This is a genomic window from Corynebacterium jeikeium, from assembly GCF_000738175.1.
Lineage (GTDB): Bacteria > Actinomycetota > Actinomycetes > Mycobacteriales > Mycobacteriaceae > Corynebacterium > Corynebacterium jeikeium_C.
This window is the reverse complement of record NZ_JFCH01000039.1, coordinates 18,889-40,931: the sequence shown is the minus strand read 5'-3', so window position 1 is coordinate 40,931 and position 22,043 is coordinate 18,889. Positions and strand designations below refer to the sequence as shown.

At 64.7% G+C, this 22,043-nt stretch carries 18 protein-coding genes; 5 read left to right on the top strand and 13 right to left on the bottom strand.

Annotation, left to right across the window (positions count from 1 at the left end; translation table 11 throughout):
- From JQ46_RS06735 to JQ46_RS06700, 8 genes are all read right to left on the bottom strand, one after another.
- The gene (locus tag JQ46_RS06735; protein ID WP_034986515.1) at positions 1-1,515 is read right to left on the bottom strand and encodes a UDP-N-acetylmuramoyl-tripeptide--D-alanyl-D-alanine ligase; all 1,515 of its coding nucleotides are present in this window, start codon (positions 1,513-1,515) and stop codon (positions 1-3) included.
- Positions 1,512-3,131 carry a UDP-N-acetylmuramoyl-L-alanyl-D-glutamate--2,6-diaminopimelate ligase gene (locus JQ46_RS06730; RefSeq protein ID WP_034986513.1) on the bottom strand — a complete coding sequence of 540 codons (1,620 nt, stop codon included), beginning with the start codon at positions 3,129-3,131 and terminating at the stop codon, positions 1,512-1,514. The genes JQ46_RS06735 and JQ46_RS06730 overlap by 4 nt, the downstream gene beginning before the upstream one ends.
- Entirely contained in the window at positions 3,128-5,020 is a 1,893-nt protein-coding gene (locus tag JQ46_RS06725) for a peptidoglycan D,D-transpeptidase FtsI family protein (RefSeq protein ID WP_034986512.1), read from the bottom strand. The genes JQ46_RS06730 and JQ46_RS06725 overlap by 4 nt, the downstream gene beginning before the upstream one ends.
- A gap of 110 nt (positions 5,021-5,130) precedes the next feature.
- The gene (locus JQ46_RS11375; RefSeq protein WP_051876277.1) at positions 5,131-6,015 is read right to left on the bottom strand and encodes a hypothetical protein; all 885 of its coding nucleotides are present in this window, start codon (positions 6,013-6,015) and stop codon (positions 5,131-5,133) included.
- 68 nt (positions 6,016-6,083) lie between these two features.
- A complete protein-coding gene (gene rsmH, locus JQ46_RS06715; RefSeq protein ID WP_034986510.1) occupies positions 6,084-7,136 on the bottom strand; it encodes a 16S rRNA (cytosine(1402)-N(4))-methyltransferase RsmH in 1,053 nt (350 codons plus the stop codon).
- A 239-nt stretch (positions 7,137-7,375) separates the two neighbouring features.
- Positions 7,376-7,807, bottom strand: a complete 432-nt coding sequence (gene mraZ, locus JQ46_RS06710) for a division/cell wall cluster transcriptional repressor MraZ (RefSeq protein WP_034986508.1) — start codon at positions 7,805-7,807, stop codon at positions 7,376-7,378.
- A 534-nt stretch (positions 7,808-8,341) separates the two neighbouring features.
- Positions 8,342-8,752, bottom strand: coding sequence for a DUF3040 domain-containing protein (locus JQ46_RS06705; protein ID WP_034986506.1), 411 nt, complete (start codon positions 8,750-8,752; stop codon positions 8,342-8,344).
- Between the two features lie 141 nt (positions 8,753-8,893).
- On the bottom strand, positions 8,894-9,328 hold the full coding sequence (locus tag JQ46_RS06700) for an SAV_6107 family HEPN domain-containing protein (protein WP_237744760.1): 435 nt from the start codon (positions 9,326-9,328) through the stop codon (positions 8,894-8,896).
- A gap of 189 nt (positions 9,329-9,517) precedes the next feature.
- Here JQ46_RS06700 and JQ46_RS06695 point away from each other — a divergent pair, with 189 nt between their 5' ends.
- Positions 9,518-10,150 carry a GNAT family N-acetyltransferase gene (locus tag JQ46_RS06695; protein WP_051876276.1) on the top strand — a complete coding sequence of 211 codons (633 nt, stop codon included), beginning with the start codon at positions 9,518-9,520 and terminating at the stop codon, positions 10,148-10,150.
- Here JQ46_RS06695 and metF read toward each other — a convergent pair.
- On the bottom strand, positions 10,147-11,115 hold the full coding sequence (gene metF, locus JQ46_RS06690) for a methylenetetrahydrofolate reductase [NAD(P)H] (protein WP_034986504.1): 969 nt from the start codon (positions 11,113-11,115) through the stop codon (positions 10,147-10,149). The two genes, JQ46_RS06695 and metF, sit on opposite strands and share 4 nt — an antisense overlap.
- Before the next feature lie 186 nt (positions 11,116-11,301).
- On the opposite strand from metF, the gene JQ46_RS06685 reads away from it, so the two are divergent.
- From JQ46_RS06685 to JQ46_RS06675, 3 genes are read left to right on the top strand one after another with little or no spacing between them, the layout of a single operon-like run.
- Positions 11,302-12,432 carry a polyprenyl synthetase family protein gene (locus tag JQ46_RS06685; RefSeq protein ID WP_034986502.1) on the top strand — a complete coding sequence of 377 codons (1,131 nt, stop codon included), beginning with the start codon at positions 11,302-11,304 and terminating at the stop codon, positions 12,430-12,432.
- On the top strand, positions 12,433-14,223 hold the full coding sequence (crtI, locus tag JQ46_RS06680) for a phytoene desaturase family protein (protein WP_034986500.1): 1,791 nt from the start codon (positions 12,433-12,435) through the stop codon (positions 14,221-14,223).
- Positions 14,220-15,905 (top strand): alpha-(1->6)-mannopyranosyltransferase A, encoded by a 1,686-nt coding sequence (locus JQ46_RS06675; RefSeq protein WP_034986498.1) that lies wholly within the window; start codon positions 14,220-14,222, stop codon positions 15,903-15,905. The genes crtI and JQ46_RS06675 overlap by 4 nt, the downstream gene beginning before the upstream one ends.
- Here JQ46_RS06675 and JQ46_RS06670 read toward each other — a convergent pair.
- Positions 15,805-16,170 (bottom strand): Rv2175c family DNA-binding protein, encoded by a 366-nt coding sequence (locus JQ46_RS06670; RefSeq protein ID WP_049049577.1) that lies wholly within the window; start codon positions 16,168-16,170, stop codon positions 15,805-15,807. The two genes, JQ46_RS06675 and JQ46_RS06670, sit on opposite strands and share 101 nt — an antisense overlap.
- A 289-nt stretch (positions 16,171-16,459) precedes the next feature.
- Here JQ46_RS06670 and JQ46_RS06665 point away from each other — a divergent pair, with 289 nt between their 5' ends.
- The gene (locus tag JQ46_RS06665) at positions 16,460-18,802 is read left to right on the top strand and encodes a PASTA domain-containing protein (protein ID WP_034986494.1); all 2,343 of its coding nucleotides are present in this window, start codon (positions 16,460-16,462) and stop codon (positions 18,800-18,802) included.
- 29 nt (positions 18,803-18,831) lie between these two features.
- Here the strand turns inward: JQ46_RS06665 and JQ46_RS06660 are convergent, their stop codons facing one another.
- The 3 genes from JQ46_RS06660 to JQ46_RS06650 all read right to left on the bottom strand — a co-directional run bounded on the left by JQ46_RS06660 (position 18,832) and on the right by JQ46_RS06650 (position 21,963).
- On the bottom strand, positions 18,832-20,220 hold the full coding sequence (locus tag JQ46_RS06660) for a class II 3-deoxy-7-phosphoheptulonate synthase (protein ID WP_034986493.1): 1,389 nt from the start codon (positions 20,218-20,220) through the stop codon (positions 18,832-18,834).
- 105 nt (positions 20,221-20,325) lie between these two features.
- On the bottom strand, positions 20,326-20,838 hold the full coding sequence (locus JQ46_RS06655; protein ID WP_034986490.1) for a polyadenylate-specific 3'-exoribonuclease AS: 513 nt from the start codon (positions 20,836-20,838) through the stop codon (positions 20,326-20,328).
- A 30-nt stretch (positions 20,839-20,868) separates the two neighbouring features.
- Positions 20,869-21,963 carry an acyltransferase family protein gene (locus JQ46_RS06650; protein WP_034986488.1) on the bottom strand — a complete coding sequence of 365 codons (1,095 nt, stop codon included), beginning with the start codon at positions 21,961-21,963 and terminating at the stop codon, positions 20,869-20,871.
- Positions 21,964-22,043 lie beyond the last annotated feature (80 nt).

Sequence of the window (22,043 nt, the reverse complement as noted above, 5' to 3'; positions counted from 1 at the left end):
TTAAGCTCCTTGGTCCTCGCCGATGAGCAGTCCTTCTGCCACTGCCCATAGTCCGTCTGAATACGATGCCTTGATCAGCACCACATCCTGCGGGTTCAAACTCATGTCTAGGTAGTTCACCGCACCGTCGATGTTTTCGACCACCTGCGTTTCCACTCCGCTCTCTCGGGCGGCGTCGGCCAGCGCACGCTGGTTCACCCCGTTGCCCACGATCACTGCGTGGTCGATGCGCCGTTGCGCCAGCACGTGGCCGAGCTCGGCGTGCTCTTCGCTTGCGTCCTCGCCCAGCTCGCCCATCTGCCCCAGTACAGCCCAGCTTTCCGCCTCGCGGCGCCCCTTGGCTGTATAGGCCAGCGCGTCGATTCCCGCGCGCATGGATTCGGGGTTGGCGTTGTAGGAGTCGTTGATGATCGTCACCCCGTCGGATGCGCGGGTGCGCACGTCCATGCGGTTCACGCTGGCGGCGACGTGAGAGCTCAGCAGGGATGCAACCGTGGCGGCGTCCATACCCAACTCGATACCAACCGCCGCGGCGGCAAGCGCGTTCGAGACCTGGTGGGCGCCGAACACCGAGAGCTCCACGCGCACCGGCTGCCCTGCCGGGTGGTGCAGCATAAAGCTGGCTCGGGCCACGGCATCGAGCTCGATGTCGGTGGCGTAGTAATCCGCCGGAACACCTGCGGCCCCGGTCGCGCCCTCCGTGGAAAAACGCACGACGCGCGCCGCGGTGCGCTTATCCATCGCCGCGACCTTGTCGTCGTCGGCGTTCAGCACGGCCAGGCCCCCGTCGGCGGCAGCTGGCAGCGCCTCCACGAGCTCGCCCTTCGCCTGCGCGATGGCCTGGCGGGAACCGAACTCGCCCAGGTGGGCGCTGCCGACGTTCAGCACCACGCCCACGCGCGGTGGAGTGACGGTCGTCAGGTGCTGGATGTGGCCCACGCCACGGGCGGACATCTCACTGACGAGAAAGCGCGTGTCGCGGCTGGCACGCAGGGCGGTGTACGGCAGGCCGATCTCGTTGTTGAAGCTGCCGGGCGGGGCGACGGTCTCCCCCGCCTCGCGCAGCACCGCGCCGATCAGGTCCTTAGTGGAGGTCTTGCCCGCGGAACCAGTAACGCCGACGACGACCATGCCTTCCTCGGCGGCCAGTACGTCGGTGTTGTAGCGCGCGAGCTTGTCCACGGCAGCCAGCACTGCGGCGCCGTGGCCTTCCACGTCGAATTCGAAGGCGGTGGCGTTGGAGGTCTGCTCGTTGACCTCCACCGGTGCGGCCAGCAGCGCGGGCTGCTCCACCTGACGGCCGACGATCAGTAGCGCGGCGCCGTTCTGCAATGCAGCGTCGGCGAAGTCGTGCCCGTCGGCGCGGGCTCCGGGCAAGGCCATGAAGATCGCGCCCGGGGTGATCTTGCGCGAATCGAACTCCGCAGGGCCGGTCACTACGGCCTGCGGATCCACGTCGTTAATCAGCGTGCTGCCCGTTACCTCGGCGATTTTCTGGGTTGTTAGTTCAATCATCGCTTCTGCCTACCTTCACCATTATCTGCCTCGCGCTCTTGCCGCACCCGGTTCTGCAGAGCTGCCGCCAGCTCCTCCACATCGTCGAAGGGGTGCATCGTGCCGGCCACCAGCTGCCCCTTTTCGTGCCCCTTACCGGCCACGACCACCGCGTCTCCGGGGCGTGCCCACGCCACAGCTGCGGCGATTGCCTCTGCACGGTCGGGCACGATCTCGCACACGGTCTCGCCGTTTGTTGGTTGTTCTTGTTCTTTCTTCTGGACGCCCTCTCGCGCCCCCGCGTAAATAGCCTCCCTAATCGCGGAAGGTTCCTCATCCCGGGGATTGTCATCCGTGACGAACACCGCATCGGCCAGCTCCGCGGCGATGCGGCCCATGATCGCGCGTTTGTCGTGATCGCGGTTTCCACCGGCCCCGAGAACGATTCCGATGCGGGCTTCCGGATCCGGCAGGTAGTCGTGCAGGCTACCCAGCACGGCCTGAACCGCGCCCGGCTTGTGCGCATAATCAACCATCGCCAGGAAGTCCTGGCCCTCCTCGACCAGCTGCATGCGGCCGGGCACCTGCACGTCTTGCAGGGCCTGTACGGCGGCGCTGTCGCTGGTCAGCGCGTCTCCCGTAGCTGCCTCGATGCAGGCCAGCGCCACCAAGCTGTTGGCCTGGTTGAAGGAGCCCGCCATGCCGATGCTGTAATCCAGCTCGCGGGGTTCGGCGCCGCCTGCGATGTCCAGGCGAATGTGCTGGCGGCCGCTGGGGGCCACTTCGGCGGAAGCAATGGACCATACCGGGCCGCCTGCTTCGGCCGTGTGGTCACCGCCCTGGGGGTACAGCGCCACGGTCGGCGAGTGCTTCGCGGCGATGGCGCGCATGCGCTCGCCCCACTCGTCCTCGCAGCAGATCACAGCGGTGCCCGGAACCCTCCCGTCCTCAACGCGCTCGAATAGCAGCGCCTTCGCCTGGAAGTAGTCCTCCATCGTCGGGTGGAAATCCAGGTGGTCCTGGCTCAGGTTCGTAAACGCCACCACGTCGAAGTGCACTCCGCGCACCCGGCCTAGCTGCAGGGCGTGGCTGGAAACCTCCATCACCAGGTGCGTGGCACCCTCGGCAACCATGCGCGCCAGCAGCGCCTGCAGCGTGGGTGCCTCCGGGGTGGTCAGCGAGGTCGGAATCGGCTGGCCGTTGATGCGGGTGCCGGTGGTGCCGATCAGCCCCACCTGCAGCCCCGAATCCAGCAGAGCCTTCTCCACCAGGTAGCTGGTGGTGGTCTTACCAGACGTGCCGGTGATGCCAATGGTCTTCAGCTGGCGTGCCGGGTGGCCATAAACCTCCGCAGACACCGCGCCCATCCACTCGCGAACGTCGTCCACAACAATGCACGGTAGCGGCGTAGGGGCGTCATCAATAATGCGCTGGCCTGCGGCGTCGGTAAGAACGGCGGCCGCCTTGCTATCCGCGGCGAAGGTCGCGCCGTGGACCTTCGAACCAGGAACAGCACAGAAAAGGCCGCCCGGCTGCACATCATTAGAGCCGATCGCGGCAGAGGTCACCTCCACACCCTCCCAGGGGCCGGTGAGGGTTCCTCCGCAGATTTCGGCGAGCTGCTTCAGCGATGTCATTGATTTGCCTCCAGCATCAGCTTTGGTCCTGCTTCCTTGGACAGCGGCACGTTGTAGTGGTCGAGCATCCACGCCATGATGTCGTGGAACAGAGGCGCCGCGCTGCCACCCGCGCCCCCGTCAGTACCGCGCTCGGGGTCATCCAGCATGATGCCAACCACGAAGCGGGGCTTGTCGGCGGGTGCGATACCCGCGAAGTTGATCCAGTACTTGGAGTTCGAATAGGCGCCCGTGTCCGGGTCGACTTGCTGGGCCGTGCCCGTCTTGCCGGAAACCTGGTAACCGTCGATGGCCGCCGGCGCACCAGAGCCCTGCTGAACTCCGGTTTCGTCCTTCTGCGTCACCGCGCGGAACATGTCCACGGTCGTGCGAGCGGTTTCCGGGGAGACCACGCGAGTCTCCTTCGCCGGGTCGGAAGCCAGCTCTGCACCGTCGGAAGACGTGATCTTGTTGATCAGTCGGGGCTCCACACGCACGCCATCGTTGGCCAGCGCCTGGTAAATACTGGTCATCTGCAGCAGGCTCATGGACATACCCTGGCCAATGGGCAAGTTAGCGAAAGTGCCGCCGGACCACTGGTTTAGCTCCGGCATGTAGCCGGCAACTTCATACGGCAGCCCCACGCCCGCAGTCTGGCCCACACCGAACTTGCGGAAATAGTCATACATCTTGTCCTCACCCACACGCTCGGCGAGCATCAGGGTGCCGACATTCGAGGACTTACCGAAGATGCCGGTGGTGGTGTACGGAACCTCGCCGTGGTCCCATGCATCCTTCACTGTCACGCCGGACATCTCGATGCTGCCGGGGACCTTAAGCACCTCATCCGGAGTGGTCTTGCCCTCCTGGATGGCTGCCGCGGCGGTCATGATCTTGGCCACGGAGCCCGGCTCGAAGGAATCCGCCGTGGCGCGATCGCCGAAGACCTTCTTGCGCTTCAGCTGCTTTTCGATGTCCCCGTTCGGGTCGATGGAATCGCTAGAGCCCATGGCGATGATCTCGCCGGTCTTCGAATCCAGCACGACGGCCGAGGCGGATTTTGCGCCCGACTTCTCGCGCGCCTGTTGCAGTGCCTGCTGTACATAGGTCTGCGCGTCCAGGTCGATGGTCAGCTCATAGGAATCGCCGTTGACGGCCGGGTGCACATCGCGGGTGGAGCCCGGAATCTGGTAGCCATCGCCTCCAATGTCCACGGTGCGCGAACCGTTGATGCCCTGCAGGCGCGCATCCTGGGACAGCTCCAGGCCGAACTGCCCCTGGTTATCGGTACTGATCTTGCCGATCATGTTCTGCGCCACCGCGCCGTTGGGGTATTGACGCAGGTCCTGGCGTTCGACGGTGATCTCGGGGAACTCCTCGCCAACCTTTTCAGCAACGTCCGGGTCGACGTTGCGCACCAGCACCTCGTAACTTCTATCGCTGGTCAGTTTGTCGCGGATATCGTCTTCCTCGATATCGTCGCCTTCTTTATTGATCATCTCGGGCAGACGCTTGGCGATCTCTTCGATGCGCTGCTTGGGCTCGGGGTTCTCCTCGGGATTTTCTTCATAACTTTCCTGCATGAGCTTTTCGGCCTGCTTCGGGAGCACAGCGAGGCTGCGTGCGTCCATGGTGTAGGCCAGCACCTGGCCATTGCGATCCGTAATGCCTCCGCGCAGAGCCGGTTCGGTAATCACCGAGGTACGCTGCAGCTGCGCTTGATTAGACAGCGTTGGGCCGGCGACCAGTTGTACCCAGGCGAGGCGCAGCAGCAGGGCGAAAACCGTCAGGAAAATGACTAGGAACACAAGGCGTACGCGCTTGTTAAAGCGCGCGAAGGAGGTATCCAGGATCAACCACGAGTTAGAGTCAACCGTCCGCGGGGAGCGGCGGTCGTTGGGTGTGGACACGTGGTTGCCCTCCTTTCTATTCACTCTTGGTTATTGTCCCCGTAAATACGAAAACAGGCCGGGGTTGACCCCGGCGTGTCTGAAGTTTTCGGTTTGCTGTCCGCGGTGACCTAGCGCGGCGCCGGGGCCGGGGCCTCCGCCGCGGGCGCTGGAGCAGGAGCCGGTGCCGGAGCAGGTGCTGCCGGAGCCGGCGCGGGAGCCGGTGCAGGCGCCTGACCCGCCGGGCCGCCGGAGTACGGCAGACCACCGTTGCCCTGTGGGTTGTTGCGAGGACCGCTGACGTCTACATCTGGGGCGCGGTCACCTGCAAGGACCGGGTGGTCCGGGTGCAGGCCCTCGACGCGTTCGGTCTTGTTCGGATCACTGGTTGCGCCACGACGCTTAGTTTCGCCGTTGACGTCGACGACTTCCTTGCCATCTTCAGCGTTGGCCGGGCGGGTTTCCTCGATCTTGCCGCCGCGATCCTCCAGAATGCCGGACTGCTTCGGGGTAACCATGCCCATCTCGCTGGCTTCCTTGGCGATGTTGGCGGAGGACTTCGCGTTGGCGACGTCCCGGTTCAGACTCTCGATCTCGTTTTCCAACGTGGTGCTTCGAGACTGCGCATCGGAGATCTGGAACGACTGCTTAGTCGTGACGGCGGACAGCGCCATGATGGAAACCACGCCGAGGATGAAGACAGTCACCGCCAGCACGATGCGGCGGGTGAGCTTCGGGTTCCCGCGCTCCAGGGCAATGATGCGCCGCCCGCGGACCGAGACCTGCTGGCGCGAGCCCACCCGGCTACCGCCGAAGCGGCGAGTACTGCGCCCCGGGGCGCTGGTGCGGTTGGCATCCCAGGCACTTCCGCGGCGGGTCGGCTCGGCGGTGCGCTGGCTAGAGCGCGCCGGGCGAACCTTGGCGCGTGAGCGGTCGGCAACGCCGCGACCGGCTACGGTGGTGCGATCGCGGTCGGTGTGCTGGCCTCGGGTGCGGATGGTGCCTGGTGCTGTCATGTGATTCCTTCCGAATTATCGGAGGTCCGGGTTTGTTTCTATCAGTGGTTCTAAGGTGTTTTGTCTAGCTAACTGGGCGTGTCCAGCGGAAATGTTGCTTTTCCTCTGTCGCTGACCCTGCTGTAGGCTCTCACCCTCACGGGGGCGGCCCGGGAGTTCTGCTCGATCTCCGCCTCGCTAGCCTTCTCTGCCCCGCGGGTTTTGAGCTCGAACTCGGCTTCCATGCCGGGCAGCTCCATCGGCAACCCCGGCGGGGTCTTTGATGTGCTGAGCTGCACCAATGCCTTCTTGACGATCTTGTCTTCCAGCGACTGGTAGCTCATGAACACGCCGACGGCGCCGACATGTAGCCAGCGGGAGATCTCGGGGATCAGGTTCTCCAGCGACTCGAGTTCCGCGTTCACCTCGACGCGCAGCGCTTGGAAGGTGCGCTTCGCCGGGTGCCCGCCGGTGCGGCGCGACGCTGCCGGGATGGTTGCGTACAGCAGCTCCACCAGCCGCGCGGAGTTCTCGAAGGGTTGCTTCTCGCGCTCGCGGACGACCGCGGAGGCGATCTTGCCCGCGAAGCGCTCGTCGCCGTAGGTCTTCAGGATGCGCGCGATCTCGCCGTGGCTGTAGGTGTTGAGGATCTCGGCGGCGGTCAGCGGGCTGCTGGGATCCATGCGCATATCCAGCGGCGCGTCTACCGCGTAGGCGAATCCGCGTTCCGGCTGGTCCAGCTGCATGGAGGACACTCCGAGGTCGAACAGAAACCCGGAGATGCCGTGCTCCCGCACGCTGGCCGGGAGTTTGCCCTGCTCCATCAGGTCCTCCAGCGCTTCGGTTACTCCATCGAAGCGGGTCTGGTAGGAAACGAAGCGGTCCCCGAAGCGCACCAGGCGCTCATTGGCCTCCGCCAGTGCGTTGGGGTCGCGGTCTAGGCCGACGACGGTTGCGTGGGGAAAGGCGTCCAAAAAGGCCTCACTGTGGCCGCCGGCGCCGAGGGTCCCATCGACGATGACCGGGTGGGCGGGCGCGTTTTCGCTGTTCACACCCAGCCCCACGAGCTCGACCATGCGGTCGCGCATGACTGGGGTGTGGCCGTGCTCTTCGCGCTGCTCGGCTCCACGTTCTTCGTTCATCGGTGTTCCCTCCTTCCCTCACTGCGTTTCTTGGGGTGCTATGCAGTTCATGTGCCACATAGCTACTTATGTGACTCAAAAGCTAAAGGAGTGCGTACAGGGCCTCACCTGCGTGGGTGCGGGCTTGACATTGGGGAAGTACGTCAAGATTCCGCGTCGTCCACGCAGGTAAGGGCCTGCGCACACTCCGTTTTCACTATGAATTTGTCTTATCTGGTCAAGCGCTAAGGCCTTCGGGGCTACAGGAATGTCGCCAGCACTTCGTCGTCGCCGTCCGAGAAATCCTCTTCGTGCTCCGCGCTGTACTCGGCCCAGCTTTCGGCATCCCAGATCTCGATGAAGTCGACGTTGCCGATCACAACACATTCTTTCGTGAGACCCGCGTAGCTTCGGTGCATCGCCGAGACCGAGATGCGCCCCTGCGAATCGAGGGTTTGCTCGTCGGCGCTGGCCGCCAGGTTGCGCACGAAGGCGCGAGCTTTCGGGTTCGTGCGCGAGGCTTCAGCCGCCTTCTTCGCCCGTACCAGAAACTCTGCCTTGGGGTACACAGCCAGGCTGCGATCCTGCCCTTTCACGACCATCAGGCCGTCACCGAGCTCCTCCCGAAACTTTGCCGGCAGGGTCAGTCGACCCTTGTCGTCCAGCTTCGGCGTGAAGGTGCCGAAAAACATGCATCGGCCCCTTTCCGTTGGAAGATCTCTTGTTTCGTTTTGCCGTCTATGTCGTGGATGGCGGGCGATTTCTTGCCCTGACCAGTGGTTTCGCTATGAAGTTTGGAGTTGTTGGCACAGCTTTGCTCCAACGAGCCCCACTTTACCCCACTCTCCCCCACAAACTCCACAACACGAGGTGTTTTTGCGCACCTTTTCTCAATATTTTTCACATCAACAACGTTCAAGCTGGACTTTACCCCTTCGCCCCTCGCCCCTTCACACACAGCCCCTCACCCTTCTTTCTTTGTGACGCCACCATTCCCCCACCCCCTTATCTCAGCCAACTGAGCCATTTGCGCAGGTAGGAATATTCAAGCCACCCCTCCTCCGACGCTTGAATGCGCGCGCCCGCAACACCAGAGGGATCAAAAGGGCTTGAGGTGGGGCGAAGTGGGGAGATTCCCCCTAATTTCGACTAGATACGACAAAACCACCGTCCTCCATGCGTGGAGGACGGTGGTTCCTTAAGTTAGATCTAACTGGTGGGCTTGACTAGCGCTCGAAGCGGCGACGGAAGCTATCTTCCATCTTGTCGCCGATGCCACCGGAGTGACCCGAGCCAGCCTTCCTCGCCGCACCGGGCTTGCCACTCTTGGAAGACTTGGAGCGCTTGATTGCTGCGGTCTCCGGATCATCGTTGGACTGGAATGCCAGAAGGCCGCCGCCGAACATGATCAGGAACCCGAGCACGCTCAACGCTACGAACCACAGCGAAAGCTGGGCCGCAGCAATGCCGCCGACCATCACCGCAAGACCGAGGACAATGAGCGCAATCGAGCGGATGTTGAAGCTGATCGTCTGTTCGCCGCTATTGGAAGCCTGCTTTGCCAAGCGTGGATCCTCGGCGATCAACGCCCGTTCGATCTCCGCGAGCATCCTCTGCTCTTGCTCCGATAGAGCCATCGCGACCTCCCAAATGTTTGCGGCTACTCTTCCTAACGCTTTAGGCGTAAAGAAAGTTTCCAGCCTGGGCGAACTCCGCCCACTTCTCACCCATCCACCCTACATCAACCTGCGGTTTTCAAACAACGCCCACTTTTCGCCCTAGGCAACCTCCGGCAGGTAATTTACTGCCCCGCGGGCGAAATCCACCAGATCGCAGGCATCGCGATAGATCGCGCCACGCGCATTCTCCGGCAGTCCTCGGTTAAGCCCCAACCCCGCCCTACTCGCTACCCGCGCGTGCACCTCAAAGGTCTCTGCCCAATCCTCCAGGTCGGGGCGCAAAACCCGCAGCTTCGCCCACGCACTCCCGGAAGGGCGACGCTTTCGCGTGGCCATCTCCCACTCAATCAACGCACCTGCCGCCCGCAGGGCAGCTCGGTAGGCATAGACGATCGCCTCGGGCTCACGTAGTTCCGATCGAGATAGCTCCAATTGGCGCTCCGCCTCGTCCAGGAACCCCCGCGCCCCGCGACTGCGACTGTAACGAGCCCGCGCCCCCAGCTGCTTGGGTTGGGCCAGCATGTTCTCGTTCATGGTCTTGTCCCCTCTTCCTTTTGGCCTATCGCCTTGTTGGCCTATCGCCTTGACTGTTAGACCTCACTCTAGGAAGCGCCTCGGACATCCCACTGAGAACACAACTCAAAATAGAACACCTGTTCTAACTGGCATCTTTCGCGCCAATCTTCCTCCAACGCCTCCCCCGGCAGTGGCACTATTGAAGCCATGCCCCAGGACACGCCCCGCACACCCTCCGCCGCCGATTCCCCCATGCGCGTGTCCGTGGTCCCCGCCACCAATCGCCACTTCATCACCCGGCTCGACGAGCTCATCGATATTCACCTGGCGGCCATGGACTATCCAAACGAGACGCACGCCCAGCGCAAGTCGCTGTGGTTCTACAACGGATCCCAGCCGGACTTCACCTGCAGCATGGCCCTCCTCCACCGCGCGGAGGAACAGCCGGATCCGGGTAACGCCCGCCAGCGCTGCGTGGGCATCGGCTTTACCTTCCGCGGCTCCCCGAACACCTGGTGGTATCGCCAAGTCGCCCGCGGCCTAGTGCTTAACGGGCACTCCCGCGCGGAGGCCACCCGGATACTGCATGCCTACGCCGAATTATCCGAAATACATGTGCTTCCACCGGCGCAGGGTGAGGGCGTCGGCACCACAATCCTGAACGACCTGCTAGAGCGAACGCCACAGAACACGGTGATGCTCTCCACACCCGAGGTGGAAGGCGAGGCCAACGCAGCCTGGCAGCTTTATCGCAAGGCCGGGTTCACCGATGTGCTGCGGAACTTTAAGTTCCCGGCGGACCCCCGGCCGTTCGGTATCTTGCAGCGCACGCGCAGCTAACGCACCATGTCGTGCCCCAGCCCCGGCCCCCACGCCGGAGCCATGCCCAGGTTGTGCAGGACCTCCTGGGTGGCGCGCACGTTGTTCATCGTCATGAAGTGCAGGTCCGGAACCCCCTCGGCAATGAGGCGCTCGGCCATCTCAGTGGTCACCTCGATGCCGACCTCGCGGATGGCGTCGCGGTTTGCGACCTCGTCGCCGGCTGCAGCATCCAGCAGGCGCTTCTCCAGCTTCGGTGGCAGAGCAGCACCCGCCAGCTCCATCTGGCGGCGCACACTCCGCAGGGATGTGATCGGCATCAGCCCCGGAATGATCGGCTTCTGCCCATGCTCCGGATCCGCCTTCGCCAGACGATCGCGCAAGCGCAGATAGTGGTCCACATCGAAGAACATCTGCGTAATCGAGTACTGCGCCCCGGCGCGGAGCTTGGCCAGAGTGTATTCCGTGTCCTGTTCCAAAGAACCCGTGCGGTAGTGGCCTTCGGGGAAGCTGGCGATGCCAATGTCGAAGTCGGCGCATTCGGGCATCTCGCGGATCATGTCGATCAGTTCCACCGCATAGTTCAAACCACCGGGGGTGGGCACCCATTCGGCGTTCGGATCGCCCGGCGGGTCGCCGCGCAGCGCCAGCAAGTTCGTGAGCCCCAGCGAGGCATAGGTGCGCAGCATGTCTTGCAGCTCTTCCTTGGTGTGCTGCACCAGCGTCATGTGCACCAGGGTTGTCAGCGGCTTCGTGCCCAGGCGCTCGGCGACACGCAGGGTGCGCTCGCGGGTGCTGCCGCCGGCACCATAAGTTACCGAGGCGAAGCTCACACCGAGGTCGTGGAATGCCTCGGCCGCGTTCCACAGGCGCTCTTCGGCCGCGTCGTCGCGCGGCGGCATGAACTCCACAGAGAACGGAACGCGCCCGGGAGTGTAGAGCGAAAGGGACTGGGATACGGCAACCTGCCTGCGGATACTAGCCATACCCAAAGATCATATAGACAGAGCTGTCCATTTCAAGACTTTGGCCTACATTTGGCATTTTCCCTGCGCGCGATCACCCCCGCGGCCTGTCCGTTCGCTCACCCGTTCCGCCCGCCCGCCACGGTGGCGTCACCCCAGCACTACCGTTGTTCGCACTTGTCGCGCGAGCCCTTAGAATAGAGAGCCATGAGTACCGATGAGCTGGCCGCGCACCCCTGGCGCCTCGATTCCCCACTGTCCGCAGTTCCGTCCGCCGTCGATGCCCAACTAAAGGAGTACCTGAACCGCTCCCAGGAGGAGTTCTCCCACATCGGTCCCCTCGTCGGCGGCGCCATCACGGTGCTGCGCGACTTCATCGTCAACGGCGGCAAGCGCGTCCGCCCGACTTTCGCCTGGGCAGGCATCCGCGCGGCGCTCGAAGGCGGTGGCGGTTCATCGCCGGCTGCGGGTATCGACCAGGGCGCCATCTTGAATGCGCTGTCCGCCTTCGAGTTCATCCAGGCCTGCGCCCTCATCCACGACGACATCATCGACCGCTCCGATACCCGGCGCGGCTTCCCCACCGCCCACCGCACCTTTGAATCGAAGCACCACGAACGCGGCTGGCTGGGTTCCTCCGAGCACTACGGGATCAGCCAGGCAATTCTCATCGGCGACCTCGCCTTTGCCTGGGCGGACGACCTGTACAACGGCTCGGGGCTGAGCACCACCGCGCTGCAGCGGGCACGCCCGGCCTGGCGGGCAATGCGCACCGAGGTGATCGGGGGCCAGATCCTGGACATTGCCCTGGAAGCCAACGGCAGCGAAGACGTTGCGGATTCCTTTGCCGTGATCAAGTACAAGACGGCCTCCTACACCGTCGCCCGCCCGCTGCACATCGGCGCCGCACTGGCGGGCGCCAACGAACAGACTCAGACCATGCTCCGCAATGTGGGCCAGGACATCGGTGAGGCCTTCCAGCTGCGCGACGATCAGCTGGGAGTTTTCGGCGACCCGGAGGTCACCGGCAAGCCCTCCGGCGACGATCTGCGCACCGGCAAGCGCACCACCCTCATCAACGAGGCATTGCAGCGGGGCGATGAATCCCAGGTCGCGGCCCTCCGCGAGGGACTGGGCAAGGGCGAGGAGTCCGCGGAGGCGGACATCGAGCGCCTCCGCGACATCATCTACGACACCGGCGCGCAGGCCGAAGTGGAGAAGCTGATCGAGGCGCGCACGCAGCGGGCCATCGAGTCCCTGCGCGCGGGTGGTTTGGGTGCCGACATCACTGCGGAGCTGACCCAGCTGGCGGAAGAACTAACGCACCGGAGGTTTTAAATGAAGCTATCCACCCGCTCTGCCGACGGTCGCCGTCACCTGAGCCTGCCCAGCCCCTTGGTTCCCATGACGCGCCCCACGATGCGCAAGCGCCTGCCCGGCAACGGCGAGCGCGTGGTCGTGATCGGCGCCGGGCTGGCCGGGCTCTCCGCTGCCCTGCGGTTGCGTTCCGCGGGGCGCGAGGTCACCGTCATCGAGGCCGCCAACGCCGTGGGCGGCCGCTGCCGTAGCGAGCAGCTGACCAGCGCACACGGGGGCTTCGTGGCCGACACCGGTGCCACCGTGCTGACGATGCCCGGCCTCATCGAATCCGCCGTGGCCTCCGTGGGCATCGACTTGCGTTCCGAGACCGCCGCCGAGCAGCTGGGCCTGGAGCGCCCGTGGGCACCCCAGCGCCTGGCCCCGGCCTATCACGCGCAGTTCGCCAGCGGCCGCCACGCCGAAGTCTTCGCCGACCGCGATGCGATGGTGGCGGAGATCCGCCGCTTCGCGGATTCCAAGGGTCTGGATCGCACCGCCACAGACGAGCTGGCCGCCGGTTATCTGGCTCACCGCGAATGGTCGCAGAATGTCTTCAGCGCCAGCTTCGAGAACTTCCTAGCCGCCGACTTCGACGGTGCGCTGGATTTGCTGTCCACGCCCGCTGCGGCGTCCGACCTTAGCCACCTCGGCTCCCTCGGCGCCTTCGGCAGCCTCGGCAAGGCCGCGGCACGGCATATCCCCGACGCAGAGCTACAGCGGTTGTTTACCTTCCAGGCGCTGTACGCGGGCGTGGCGCCGAAGAATGCGCGTGCGGTCTACACCGTCATTTCACACATGGATACCTCCATGGGCGTGTTCTACCCGGGCTTTTCGATGAGCGAAGTGCCGGAGGTCATGGCCGCGGCGCTGCGGGCCGCCGGCGGGCGCATCATCACCTCGGACGCAGTCGAGCACGTGGACTTCTCGGAAGACCTCATCACAGGCGTGCGCACCCGCTCCGGCGAATACATCGGCTGCGACGCAGTTGTGGCCACCCCGGATCTGCCGGTGGTGGGCGAGCTGCTCACCCGTTCCGGCCGGGAAAGCGCGCTGATCTCCCGCTCCTTCGCCCGCCGCATGTGGCGCAAGGTCGCCCCGCTACGCTGGTCCCCTTCTGCCGTGGTGATTCACGGCAGCATTCCGACGGAAGTCTCCGGCCGGTGGGAGTCGCAGCGCCACCACACCATCAGCTTCGGCGAGGCATGGGACGAAACCTTCCGCGAGATCACCGCCCCGCACGGTCGCGGCAAGCTAATGAGCGACCCGTCGTTGCTGCTTACTCGCCCGGCGCGCACCGTTGCCGGCCGTACCTTCGGCGGTGTTGTTGAGGGTGACGCCACGTCTCCCCGCGCGGGCGTGAGTACGGGCACTGGCACGGGCGCCTACGAACCGCTGAGCATCCTCGCCCCGGCGCCGAACCTGCGTTCGGCGGATATCGACTGGGAGAACGTCACGGATCCTTACGTCCAGGAGCTCCTGGGGGTGTTGGAGGCCCGCGGCTACACGGGCATTGCCGAGCACTTCCGCGCCGCCCGGGTGGATACCCCGGCCTCGTGGCAGGACGACCACGGTTTCGGCGCGGGCAGTCCGTTCGCGTTGGCGCATTCCTTTACCCAGACCGGCCCCTTCCGGCCTCGTAATGCCCGCGCGTTCGGTGTGGATAACTTGGTGCTCGCCGGTTCTTCGACCACACCGGGCGTGGGTGTGCCTACTGTCATCCTCTCCGGCGCTCTGGCCGCCCGCCGCATCACCGGCGGTGGTGTGCTGTGACGGCGGCCGCGGAGGGCTTTGCGGACAAGGCTCGTTCCTGGCTGCAGTCGGTGGGCTACAGCCGCGCCGTCTGGATGGGGCTTATCGGCAGCATCGTTTTGACGATCACCTCCCACAGCGTCGGTGCCGTGCGCTCGCGCGGTGGCATCATGCAGGTCATCGGCCTGAGCTCCTTTACCTTCGGCCATGCCGCAGGCATGGTGACGGTCGTGATGTGGTTCGCCCTGGCGGCGATGGTACTCAGTTGGATCATCGTCGGGCGGCACATCCTCGTGCGTGGTGAGCCGCTGCGCCGCTCTGCCATCGCCGCCTGGATCGGCCCATTGGTGCTGGCCGGGCCACTAATGTCGCGGGACATTTACTCCTACCTCATGCAGGGCACGCTGGCCCGCGATGGCTTCAACGCCTACGAGGTCGGCGCGGCGGCCAACCCCGGACCCCTGCTGTTCGAGGTCAGCGCCGACTGGCGCAACACCACCACGCCCTACGGCCCGCTGCACATGGGAGTGGGCCAGGCCATCACTTCCGTCACCGGCGATAACATCACCGCCGGCATTTTCGCCTTCAAGTTGCTCTCCATCGCGTCCGTGCTGGTGATGGCCTGGGCAGTAGCGAAGCTCGCTACGCATCTGGGCATCCGGCCGGACGTGGCCGTCTGGCTGGGTGTGTTCAACCCGCTGAGCGTGCTGCACCTGATCGGTGGCATGCACACCGAGAACATGATGATGGCTTTGGTGCTTCTCGGCTGCCTGTGCGCGGTGAAGCTGCAGCCGGTTCGTGGTGCCCTGGCCGCATCGGCACTGATCGGTGTGGCGACTGCCCTGAAGGCCACGGCGTTTATCGCCCTGCCCTTCGTCGTCTGGATTCTGGTCGCCCGGGTGGCAGGGGCACTGCCCTACTCCGCGGGTAAGGCCCGCTGGCTGCGCCTTGCAGATACGTGGCGCCGCTTCGGCACGCTGGTGTGGGCGGGGCTGGTCAGCGTGCTGGCATGCGTTGGCATGCTGGCGCTCGTGACCATCCTGACCAACCAGACGTGGGGCTGGGTCACGGAGGTCACCGGCAACTCCAAGGTCATCAACCCCCTGGCCCTGCCGTCCTTTATCGCCTCCTCATTGGAGCCAGTACTGTCGCGCATCAACGACGACCTGACTTTCAACGTGTTGGTGGATGCGATCCGCCCGGTCAGTAGCGCCCTGATGCTCCTCGGCCTGGTCGCCACCTGGTGGCTGTTCCGCCACGACGAGCACACAGCGTTTACCGGCATGGCCGTCGCCTATGCGATCACCTGCGTGCTCAACACGGTGACGCTGCCGTGGTACTACACCGCGCCCCTGGCGCTAGTGGTGCTGGCCAGCCGATCGCGCATGGTCATCTACCTCACCAGCGTGTTCTGCATGTGGGTGACCTTCATGTTCGACGGCGGCGGCAACAATCGCTTGTACGCACTGTGGTGGGTGCTCGCCTTCGCGGCGATCTTCGCCTGGGTGGTACAGGCCTGCCTGGAATTCCCACCCCGTCGCCAGCCGCAGGCTAAGCAGAGTCAGCCGCAGGCTAAGCAGAGCCAGCAGCAGACACAGTGGGCTATAGAATTGCCATCGCTTGCGCCCGACGCATCACCTCGCGGGCAAGGTGGCCGTGCAGAGCGTCCACCGGGCGCCCCGGCAGAGAGTCGTCCTCAGTAAAGAGGTAATCCAGAATCTCCGCGTCGGAGTAGCCGCCGTCGCTCAACAGGGCGATCGCCCCGGGGACGAAGCGGTTCAGCTGCCCGTCCTCGTCCAGGAAGCGGGCGGGAACGTGCCGCACGCGGTCGATCTCGACTGCCAGCAGCTGCTTCTTGCCCAGCATGTCCATGACCTTGGTGACGACCAAGTTCATTCGCTCCGCGACTTCTGGTAGGGTCAGAACCTCTTCACCAGCGGGAACGCCGTTCACTGGCTCCGCGAGCAGGCGCCCCTGACCCTCCTGGCCAGGGCGTGCGCCAGAGCGTGTAAAGGTGCCGTGATCTTCTGCGTGCTTGTTTTCTTTACTCACGGTGGCCACTGTAGCGCGTGGGCGTCAATAAGAGTCAATAGGAAACGAGTAGGGCGCGCACCAGGCTAAACGTATAATGACACGAGTACCACTAGAATAATTCCGTAACACTGAGCACAACTACACACAAGAACATCTCTTGTAACCCCACGCTTAGACCGAAAAACCGCTAGACAACCGCTAGAAAACGAGGCTGAAACTAGACGTGAGCGAGCTACACCCCGGAGACCTGCTGGAGTGGCGCTACCGCATCGGCGCCCAGATCGCCCGCGGTGGCATGTCCACAGTCTATGCAGCCATCGACACGCGCCTGGACCGCGAAGTGGCGGTCAAGGTGATGGATCCGACGCTCGCCCGCGAACCCGCCTTCCGCACCCGCTTCGAGCGCGAGGCCCGCGCGGTGGCGAAGCTCAGCGACCCGTCGCTCGTGAATGTCTTCGACCAGGGTGTGGACGACGACTATGTCTTCCTGGTGATGGAGCTGGTCGAAGGCGGATCGCTCCGCGAACTGCTGAAAGAGCGCGGCCCCATGCCGCCCCACGCCGCCATCGCCGTGATGCGGCCGGTGCTCACCGCGCTATCGATCGCCCATGCCAAGGGCATGATCCACCGCGACATCAAGCCGGACAACGTGCTGATCAGCGACCGGAACCAGGTCAAGCTCGCGGACTTCGGGCTGGTGCGCGCCATCAACAAGGCGATGGGCGACCCCACCAACGCCACAACATCCGTCAACGGGCAGGTCATCGGCACCGTCGGCTACCTCTCCCCGGAGCAGGTGCGCGGCGAGAATCTGACCCAAGCCAGCGACGTGTACTCCGCCGGCATCCTGCTGTTCGAGCTACTCACCGGGCGCACGCCGTTCAAGGGCGGCACGCCGATCGAGACGGCCATGGCGCGCATCAACCGCCCCGTCCCCGCCCCCAGCACGCTGATGCCCGACATCCCGCCGGAGATCGACGAGCTGGTCTTGCGCGCCTGCCACCGCGACCCCACGCAACGCTTCGTGGACGGCGCCGAGTTCCTGGAAGCCGTGGAGCAGGCCGCCGAGGACCTCGACGTGCCCGATTTCCAGGTGCCCGCCCCCACCGAGTCCGCCGTGCGCAGCGCATTGGCGGGAACCGACTTCGGCGAGCGCACCCCGTGGGACGACGAATCCATGTCCACCCGCGCGGTCGTCCTGCCCCAGGAGGATCGCGCCCGGCCGGGGACGCACCACACTGCCGTCACGCAGTTCCAGCCGGAAGGCCGGCCGGGGTACGCGGAGCGGCCGGGCGAACCGGGCGAAGGGCTGCTCCCCCACAACGCCAACGCCCCGCACACCAACCCGACGCGCACGCAACACCAGCCGCACGCGCCGTATGCACAGCACGGCCCGGCGCCACATAACCCGGCACCACATAACCCGGCGCCGCACGCGCAAAACCGTCACGCAACGCACCGCCCGGGGCCAGCACGGCAGGTGCCGAAGCTCAGCAACAAGTCCCCGGTGGCGACGGTCTTCTGGATCGTCCTCCTCATCGCACTGGTCATTGGCATGGCTCTGGGCGGATGGTGGTTCACCACGGGCCGCTACGGCGAGATCCCGACTGTCATCGGCATGGATCAAGCCACCGCGCAGGCCACCGTCGAAGAAGCCGGCTTCAGCTCCACCCTGGACGAGCGCTACGACAACCAAGCGGAGAAGAACACCGTCATGGGCACCGATCCCGCCAAGGGGCAGAAGGCCGTGCGGGGCTCCGAGGTGGCGGTGCTGCTTTCCCTCGGCAAGCCGACGGTGCCGGACCCGGGCACCAACTCGAGCCTGCAGTACTACACGAATAAGCTCACCGACCGCACTCTCAAGGTGAAGAAGGGCGACGACGTTTACTCCGACAAAATCGCAAAAGGCCACGTCGCGGAGGTTCAACCCGCCGCCGGAACCGAGGTGAACACCGGATCCACCGTCGAGGTGCGCATGAGCAAGGGCAAGCGCCCCGTCACCGTGCCTGGCGTGAAGGGCCAGGAGCGCGACCGCGCGAAGAAGACCCTGGAGAAAGCCGGGCTGCAGGTCGCGGAGGAAACCGAGGAGTTCGACAAGGACATCCCCGCCGGCCAGGCCATCCGCACCGACCCAAAGGAAGGCGCGGAGGTCGAGTCCGGCACGGAGGTTACCCTGGTGCTCTCGAACGCGATCGAGGTGCCGGACGTTAAGGGTCTTTCTGTTGATGACGCCCGTAAGGCTCTGCGGGAGGCCGGCCTTAACCCGGTCGATGGCGCCCCCGTGGAGGACTCTTCCGAGGATTCCGGCGACGTGGCAGAGCAATCGCCTGGCGCAGGGGAACTATTGGATCCGTCGAAGAACACGGACGTCGAGATCCGCGAGTCCACATCCCAGCGCGTGCCGTGGGTTCTGGGCCTCACTGGGGAAAGGGCTCGGGAGAAGCTGGAAGACGCGGGCTTCGAGGTGGAGATCAAGGGGGATCCCAACGGCTTGGTTCTGGGTCAATCCCCCGGCCCCAGCTCTCGTAGCCACCGCGGTGCCGTGGTCACGCTGACCACGATCTAAAAGCTCGCGCGTGGCCGGCGCTCAGCGCTTTAGTTGCGCAGCATCTCCGCAACCAGGAACGCCAGCTCCAGCGACTGCTGGGTGTTCAGGCGCGGGTCCACGGTGGTGGCGTAGCGCTCCGGCAGATCCAGGTCCGTGATGGACTGGCCGCCGCCGACTACCTCGGTGACGTCCTCGCCGGTCAGCTCCACGTGGATGCCGCCCGGGTGCGAGCCGATCTTGCGGTGCACCTCGAAGAAGCCCTGAACCTCGTCGATGATGCGGTCGAAGTCGCGGGTCTTGTAACCGTTGTTGGAGGTGTAGGTGTTGCCGTGCATCGGGTCGCACTGCCAGATGACCTTGTGGCCGGTGGCCTCCACTGCCTCGACAATGGGCGGCAATGCCGTGCGGATCTTGTCGTAGCCCATGCGGGTGATCAAGGTCAGGCGCCCCGGGGTGTTGTTCGGATCCAGCTGGCGGACGTAGCCGACGGCCTCCTCCGGGGTGGTCGTCGGGCCGATCTTCACGCCCACCGGGTTGGCGATCAGGGAGGCGAAGCGGATGTGCGCGTCGTCCAGGCCGCGGGTGCGCTCGCCGATCCACACCTGGTGTGCGGACAGGTTGTACAGCGCGTCGTTGCCCTCTTCGTCGTGGGCCAGGCGCAGCATTGCGCGCTCGTAATCCAGCACCAGCGCCTCGTGGGAGGCGAAGATGTCCGCGGAACGCAGGCTCTCGGAGGTCACGCCGCAAGCGGACATGAACTCCAGGCCGCGGTCGATCTCAGTGGCCAGGGCCTCGTAGCGGGCACCCGCCGGGGAGTTCGTCACGAACTCGCGGTTCCACTCGTGCAGCTTGTACAGGTCGGCGGTGCCGGAGTTGGTCAGCGCACGCACCAGGTTCATCGCCGCGGAGGAGTTTGCGTAGGCGCGCACCATGCGGGACGGGTCGTGGGCGCGGGCTTCCTCTGTGGCCTCCACACCGTTGACCAGGTCGCCACGGTAGTTCAGCAGACCGTTGGAGTCGCGGTCCGCGGAGCGCGGCTTCGCGTACTGGCCCGCGATGCGGCCCATCTTCACCACAGGGGTGGAGGCGCCGTAGGTCAGCACGACCGCCATCTGCAGCAGGGTCTTAACGTTGCCGCGCAGGTGCGGCTCAGTGTTCGTCTCGAAGGTTTCGGCGCAGTCGCCGCCCTGCAGCAGGAAGGCCTTGCCCAAGGCCACGTCGGCCAGCTGCTTCTTCAGCTTCTTAACTTCCGGGGCCACCACGATCGGCGGCACGGATTCCAGGATCTTGCGCACGCGACCCGCGTGGTCCGTATCCCAGCTGGGCTGCTGCTTCGCGTCGCGGGACAGCGCGTCTTCTAATTTCTCCGCCATGTCCGCGGGCAGCGGCGGCAGATCGGGGAGTTCATCTAACGGTGCATCAATAGTCCAAGCCATAGGCAGATCATACTGTATGTGGCCTGTTTCATTGCCATTTAGGTCCCTTTCAGCTGCGCGGGGCGCCACGGCTGCGGCCCTTGCGCTGAAGCCCCGGCGGGGCGATTAGGACTGCAGGGCCTCCATGGACAGGCGGTACTTCACCACGTTGAAGCGGGCGTCCGCCAGCGCGTCGTGCGCGTTGCTCGGGCTCTCGGGTAGCCGCGGGCGCCCGGCCATCTCCCACAGTTGCTTGAGCTCGTGGGTAAAGCGCGGCAGGTCGGAGGGCAGGCCCGTCATGTCGCCCCACAGCTGAGCCAAGGCAACGTGGTCGTAGGCGCCCACCCAGGCCCACAGTTCGGGCCGGTCACTGGGCTTAGTGCGCCCGCGGCCAGCACGCTCGGGCACCAGGAATTCGTGCAGCTTAGTGCGCAGCGTCGCGCGATCCATCCACGCCTTGTCGGAGCGCGGCGGCAGCAGTGGCAGCACGTTCTTCTTCACCCACTGCCCCGCCCGGTGTTCGTTGAATTCGGTGGAGACCGCGTAGAACTCGCGGCCGTCCTCCGCCACCACGCCGATGGAGATCAGGTCGATCGTGGAGCCGTCTTCGATGAATTCTGTGTCGTAGAAGTAGCGCACGATTGTCCAGTTTAGATCCCTTTGGCCGCGCTAGGCCGATGGGGCTCGGTCGCCGCCTGCGGGTGCACTGTTGCGAGATTGTTGCTGCTTTTCTTGTGGACGTCGCAGTGCCGGCGGGAACAGTACCCAGCCCAGGTAGGGAGTCTTGCCGATCGCATAGCCGATTGCGGAGGCCACCACGCAGGCGCCAATGCCCCACCACAGCTGACCGGCCACGGTGCCCAGGAAGGACAGGGTTTCCGGGTGCGCCTCGGCCAGCGAGCCTGCAATTCCGCCCAGCAGGAACAGGCCCAAGGGGTGGAAGACGTAGACCTGCAGGGTATTGCGGCCTACGAACAGGAACAGGCGGTTTACAACTGGGATGGCACAGATCCAGACGGCAACCACAATGGCAAACGGCAAGGCAGCTAGGGAGCTCACGAAGCCCGTGCCCAGGGTCTGGGCTGCAACCGTGGGCGTCCACTCACTAAAGATCGTCTTGGACAGCGTGCGCGACAAGAACTCGGAGCCGAAGAACAGTACCGCGCTGCCGATAACCACCCAGGGACGGAAGGCCTCTCGGGCGAGGCGGAAGAAGAAGTCGCGGCAGTGTAGGCCGATGAAGAACATCGGGGCGTACGTCAGTACTTGGCGGAAGAAGATGTCCTCTCCGCCGCCCAGGAAGGCTCCGACGACCAGCGGTATGCAGGAGACCAGGATCGCCAACCACGGTGGCTGCTTGCGCAGCGTCCAGGCGAAGATGTTGTAGAGCATCAAGGCGTAGAGGAACCAGAGACCCACGTTGCCCAGCACCATAGCTTTGACCAGGCCGAACCAGGAGAAGTTGTTGTCGATGCTCATGCGCGTCAGCGCATGGAACGGATTGAAGACCAGGTAGGGCACCAACAGGAACCACAGTCGGCGGTACCACAGGTCGGCGAAGGTGCGTTCTAGGATGCGGTGCGCGAAAAGCCCGGAGACCAGGAAGAACAGCGGCATCCGCAGCGGGTCGAGGAAGCTGGAGAATTGGCCGAGAGCCGTTTCCCTGCCACCGGGGATGCCGGTGACGACGTGCATGATGCACACGCCAATGATGGACAAACCCTTGGCTGCATCAGCCCATTCGACTCTCGCTTTAGTTGCCATAATTCTTATAACAGAATCAGGTTCACGCCCGTGAAGTCAAACCAATGAGGGGGCGCAAACGCCTGGTGAAAGCCCTACCG

What these genes read in the sequence shown, in the direction of transcription:
- JQ46_RS06735 (WP_034986515.1), bottom strand. Translation starts at nt 1,515, where the DNA reads ATGATTGAACTAACAACCCAGAAAATCGCCGAGGTAACGGGCAGCACG.
- JQ46_RS06730 (WP_034986513.1), bottom strand. Translation starts at nt 3,131, where the DNA reads ATGACATCGCTGAAGCAGCTCGCCGAAATCTGCGGAGGAACCCTCACC.
- JQ46_RS11375 (WP_051876277.1), bottom strand. Translation starts at nt 6,015, where the DNA reads ATGACAGCACCAGGCACCATCCGCACCCGAGGCCAGCACACCGACCGC.
- rsmH (WP_034986510.1), bottom strand. Translation starts at nt 7,136, where the DNA reads ATGAACGAAGAACGTGGAGCCGAGCAGCGCGAAGAGCACGGCCACACC.
- mraZ (WP_034986508.1), bottom strand. Translation starts at nt 7,807, where the DNA reads ATGTTTTTCGGCACCTTCACGCCGAAGCTGGACGACAAGGGTCGACTG.
- JQ46_RS06705 (WP_034986506.1), bottom strand. Translation starts at nt 8,752, where the DNA reads ATGGCTCTATCGGAGCAAGAGCAGAGGATGCTCGCGGAGATCGAACGG.
- JQ46_RS06700 (WP_237744760.1), bottom strand. Translation starts at nt 9,328, where the DNA reads ATGAACGAGAACATGCTGGCCCAACCCAAGCAGCTGGGGGCGCGGGCT.
- JQ46_RS06695 (WP_051876276.1), top strand. Translation starts at nt 9,518, where the DNA reads ATGCCCCAGGACACGCCCCGCACACCCTCCGCCGCCGATTCCCCCATG.
- metF (WP_034986504.1), bottom strand. Translation starts at nt 11,115, where the DNA reads ATGGCTAGTATCCGCAGGCAGGTTGCCGTATCCCAGTCCCTTTCGCTC.
- JQ46_RS06685 (WP_034986502.1), top strand. Translation starts at nt 11,302, where the DNA reads ATGAGTACCGATGAGCTGGCCGCGCACCCCTGGCGCCTCGATTCCCCA.
- crtI (WP_034986500.1), top strand. Translation starts at nt 12,433, where the DNA reads ATGAAGCTATCCACCCGCTCTGCCGACGGTCGCCGTCACCTGAGCCTG.
- JQ46_RS06660 (WP_034986493.1), bottom strand. Translation starts at nt 20,220, where the DNA reads ATGGCTTGGACTATTGATGCACCGTTAGATGAACTCCCCGATCTGCCG.
- JQ46_RS06650 (WP_034986488.1), bottom strand. Translation starts at nt 21,963, where the DNA reads ATGGCAACTAAAGCGAGAGTCGAATGGGCTGATGCAGCCAAGGGTTTG.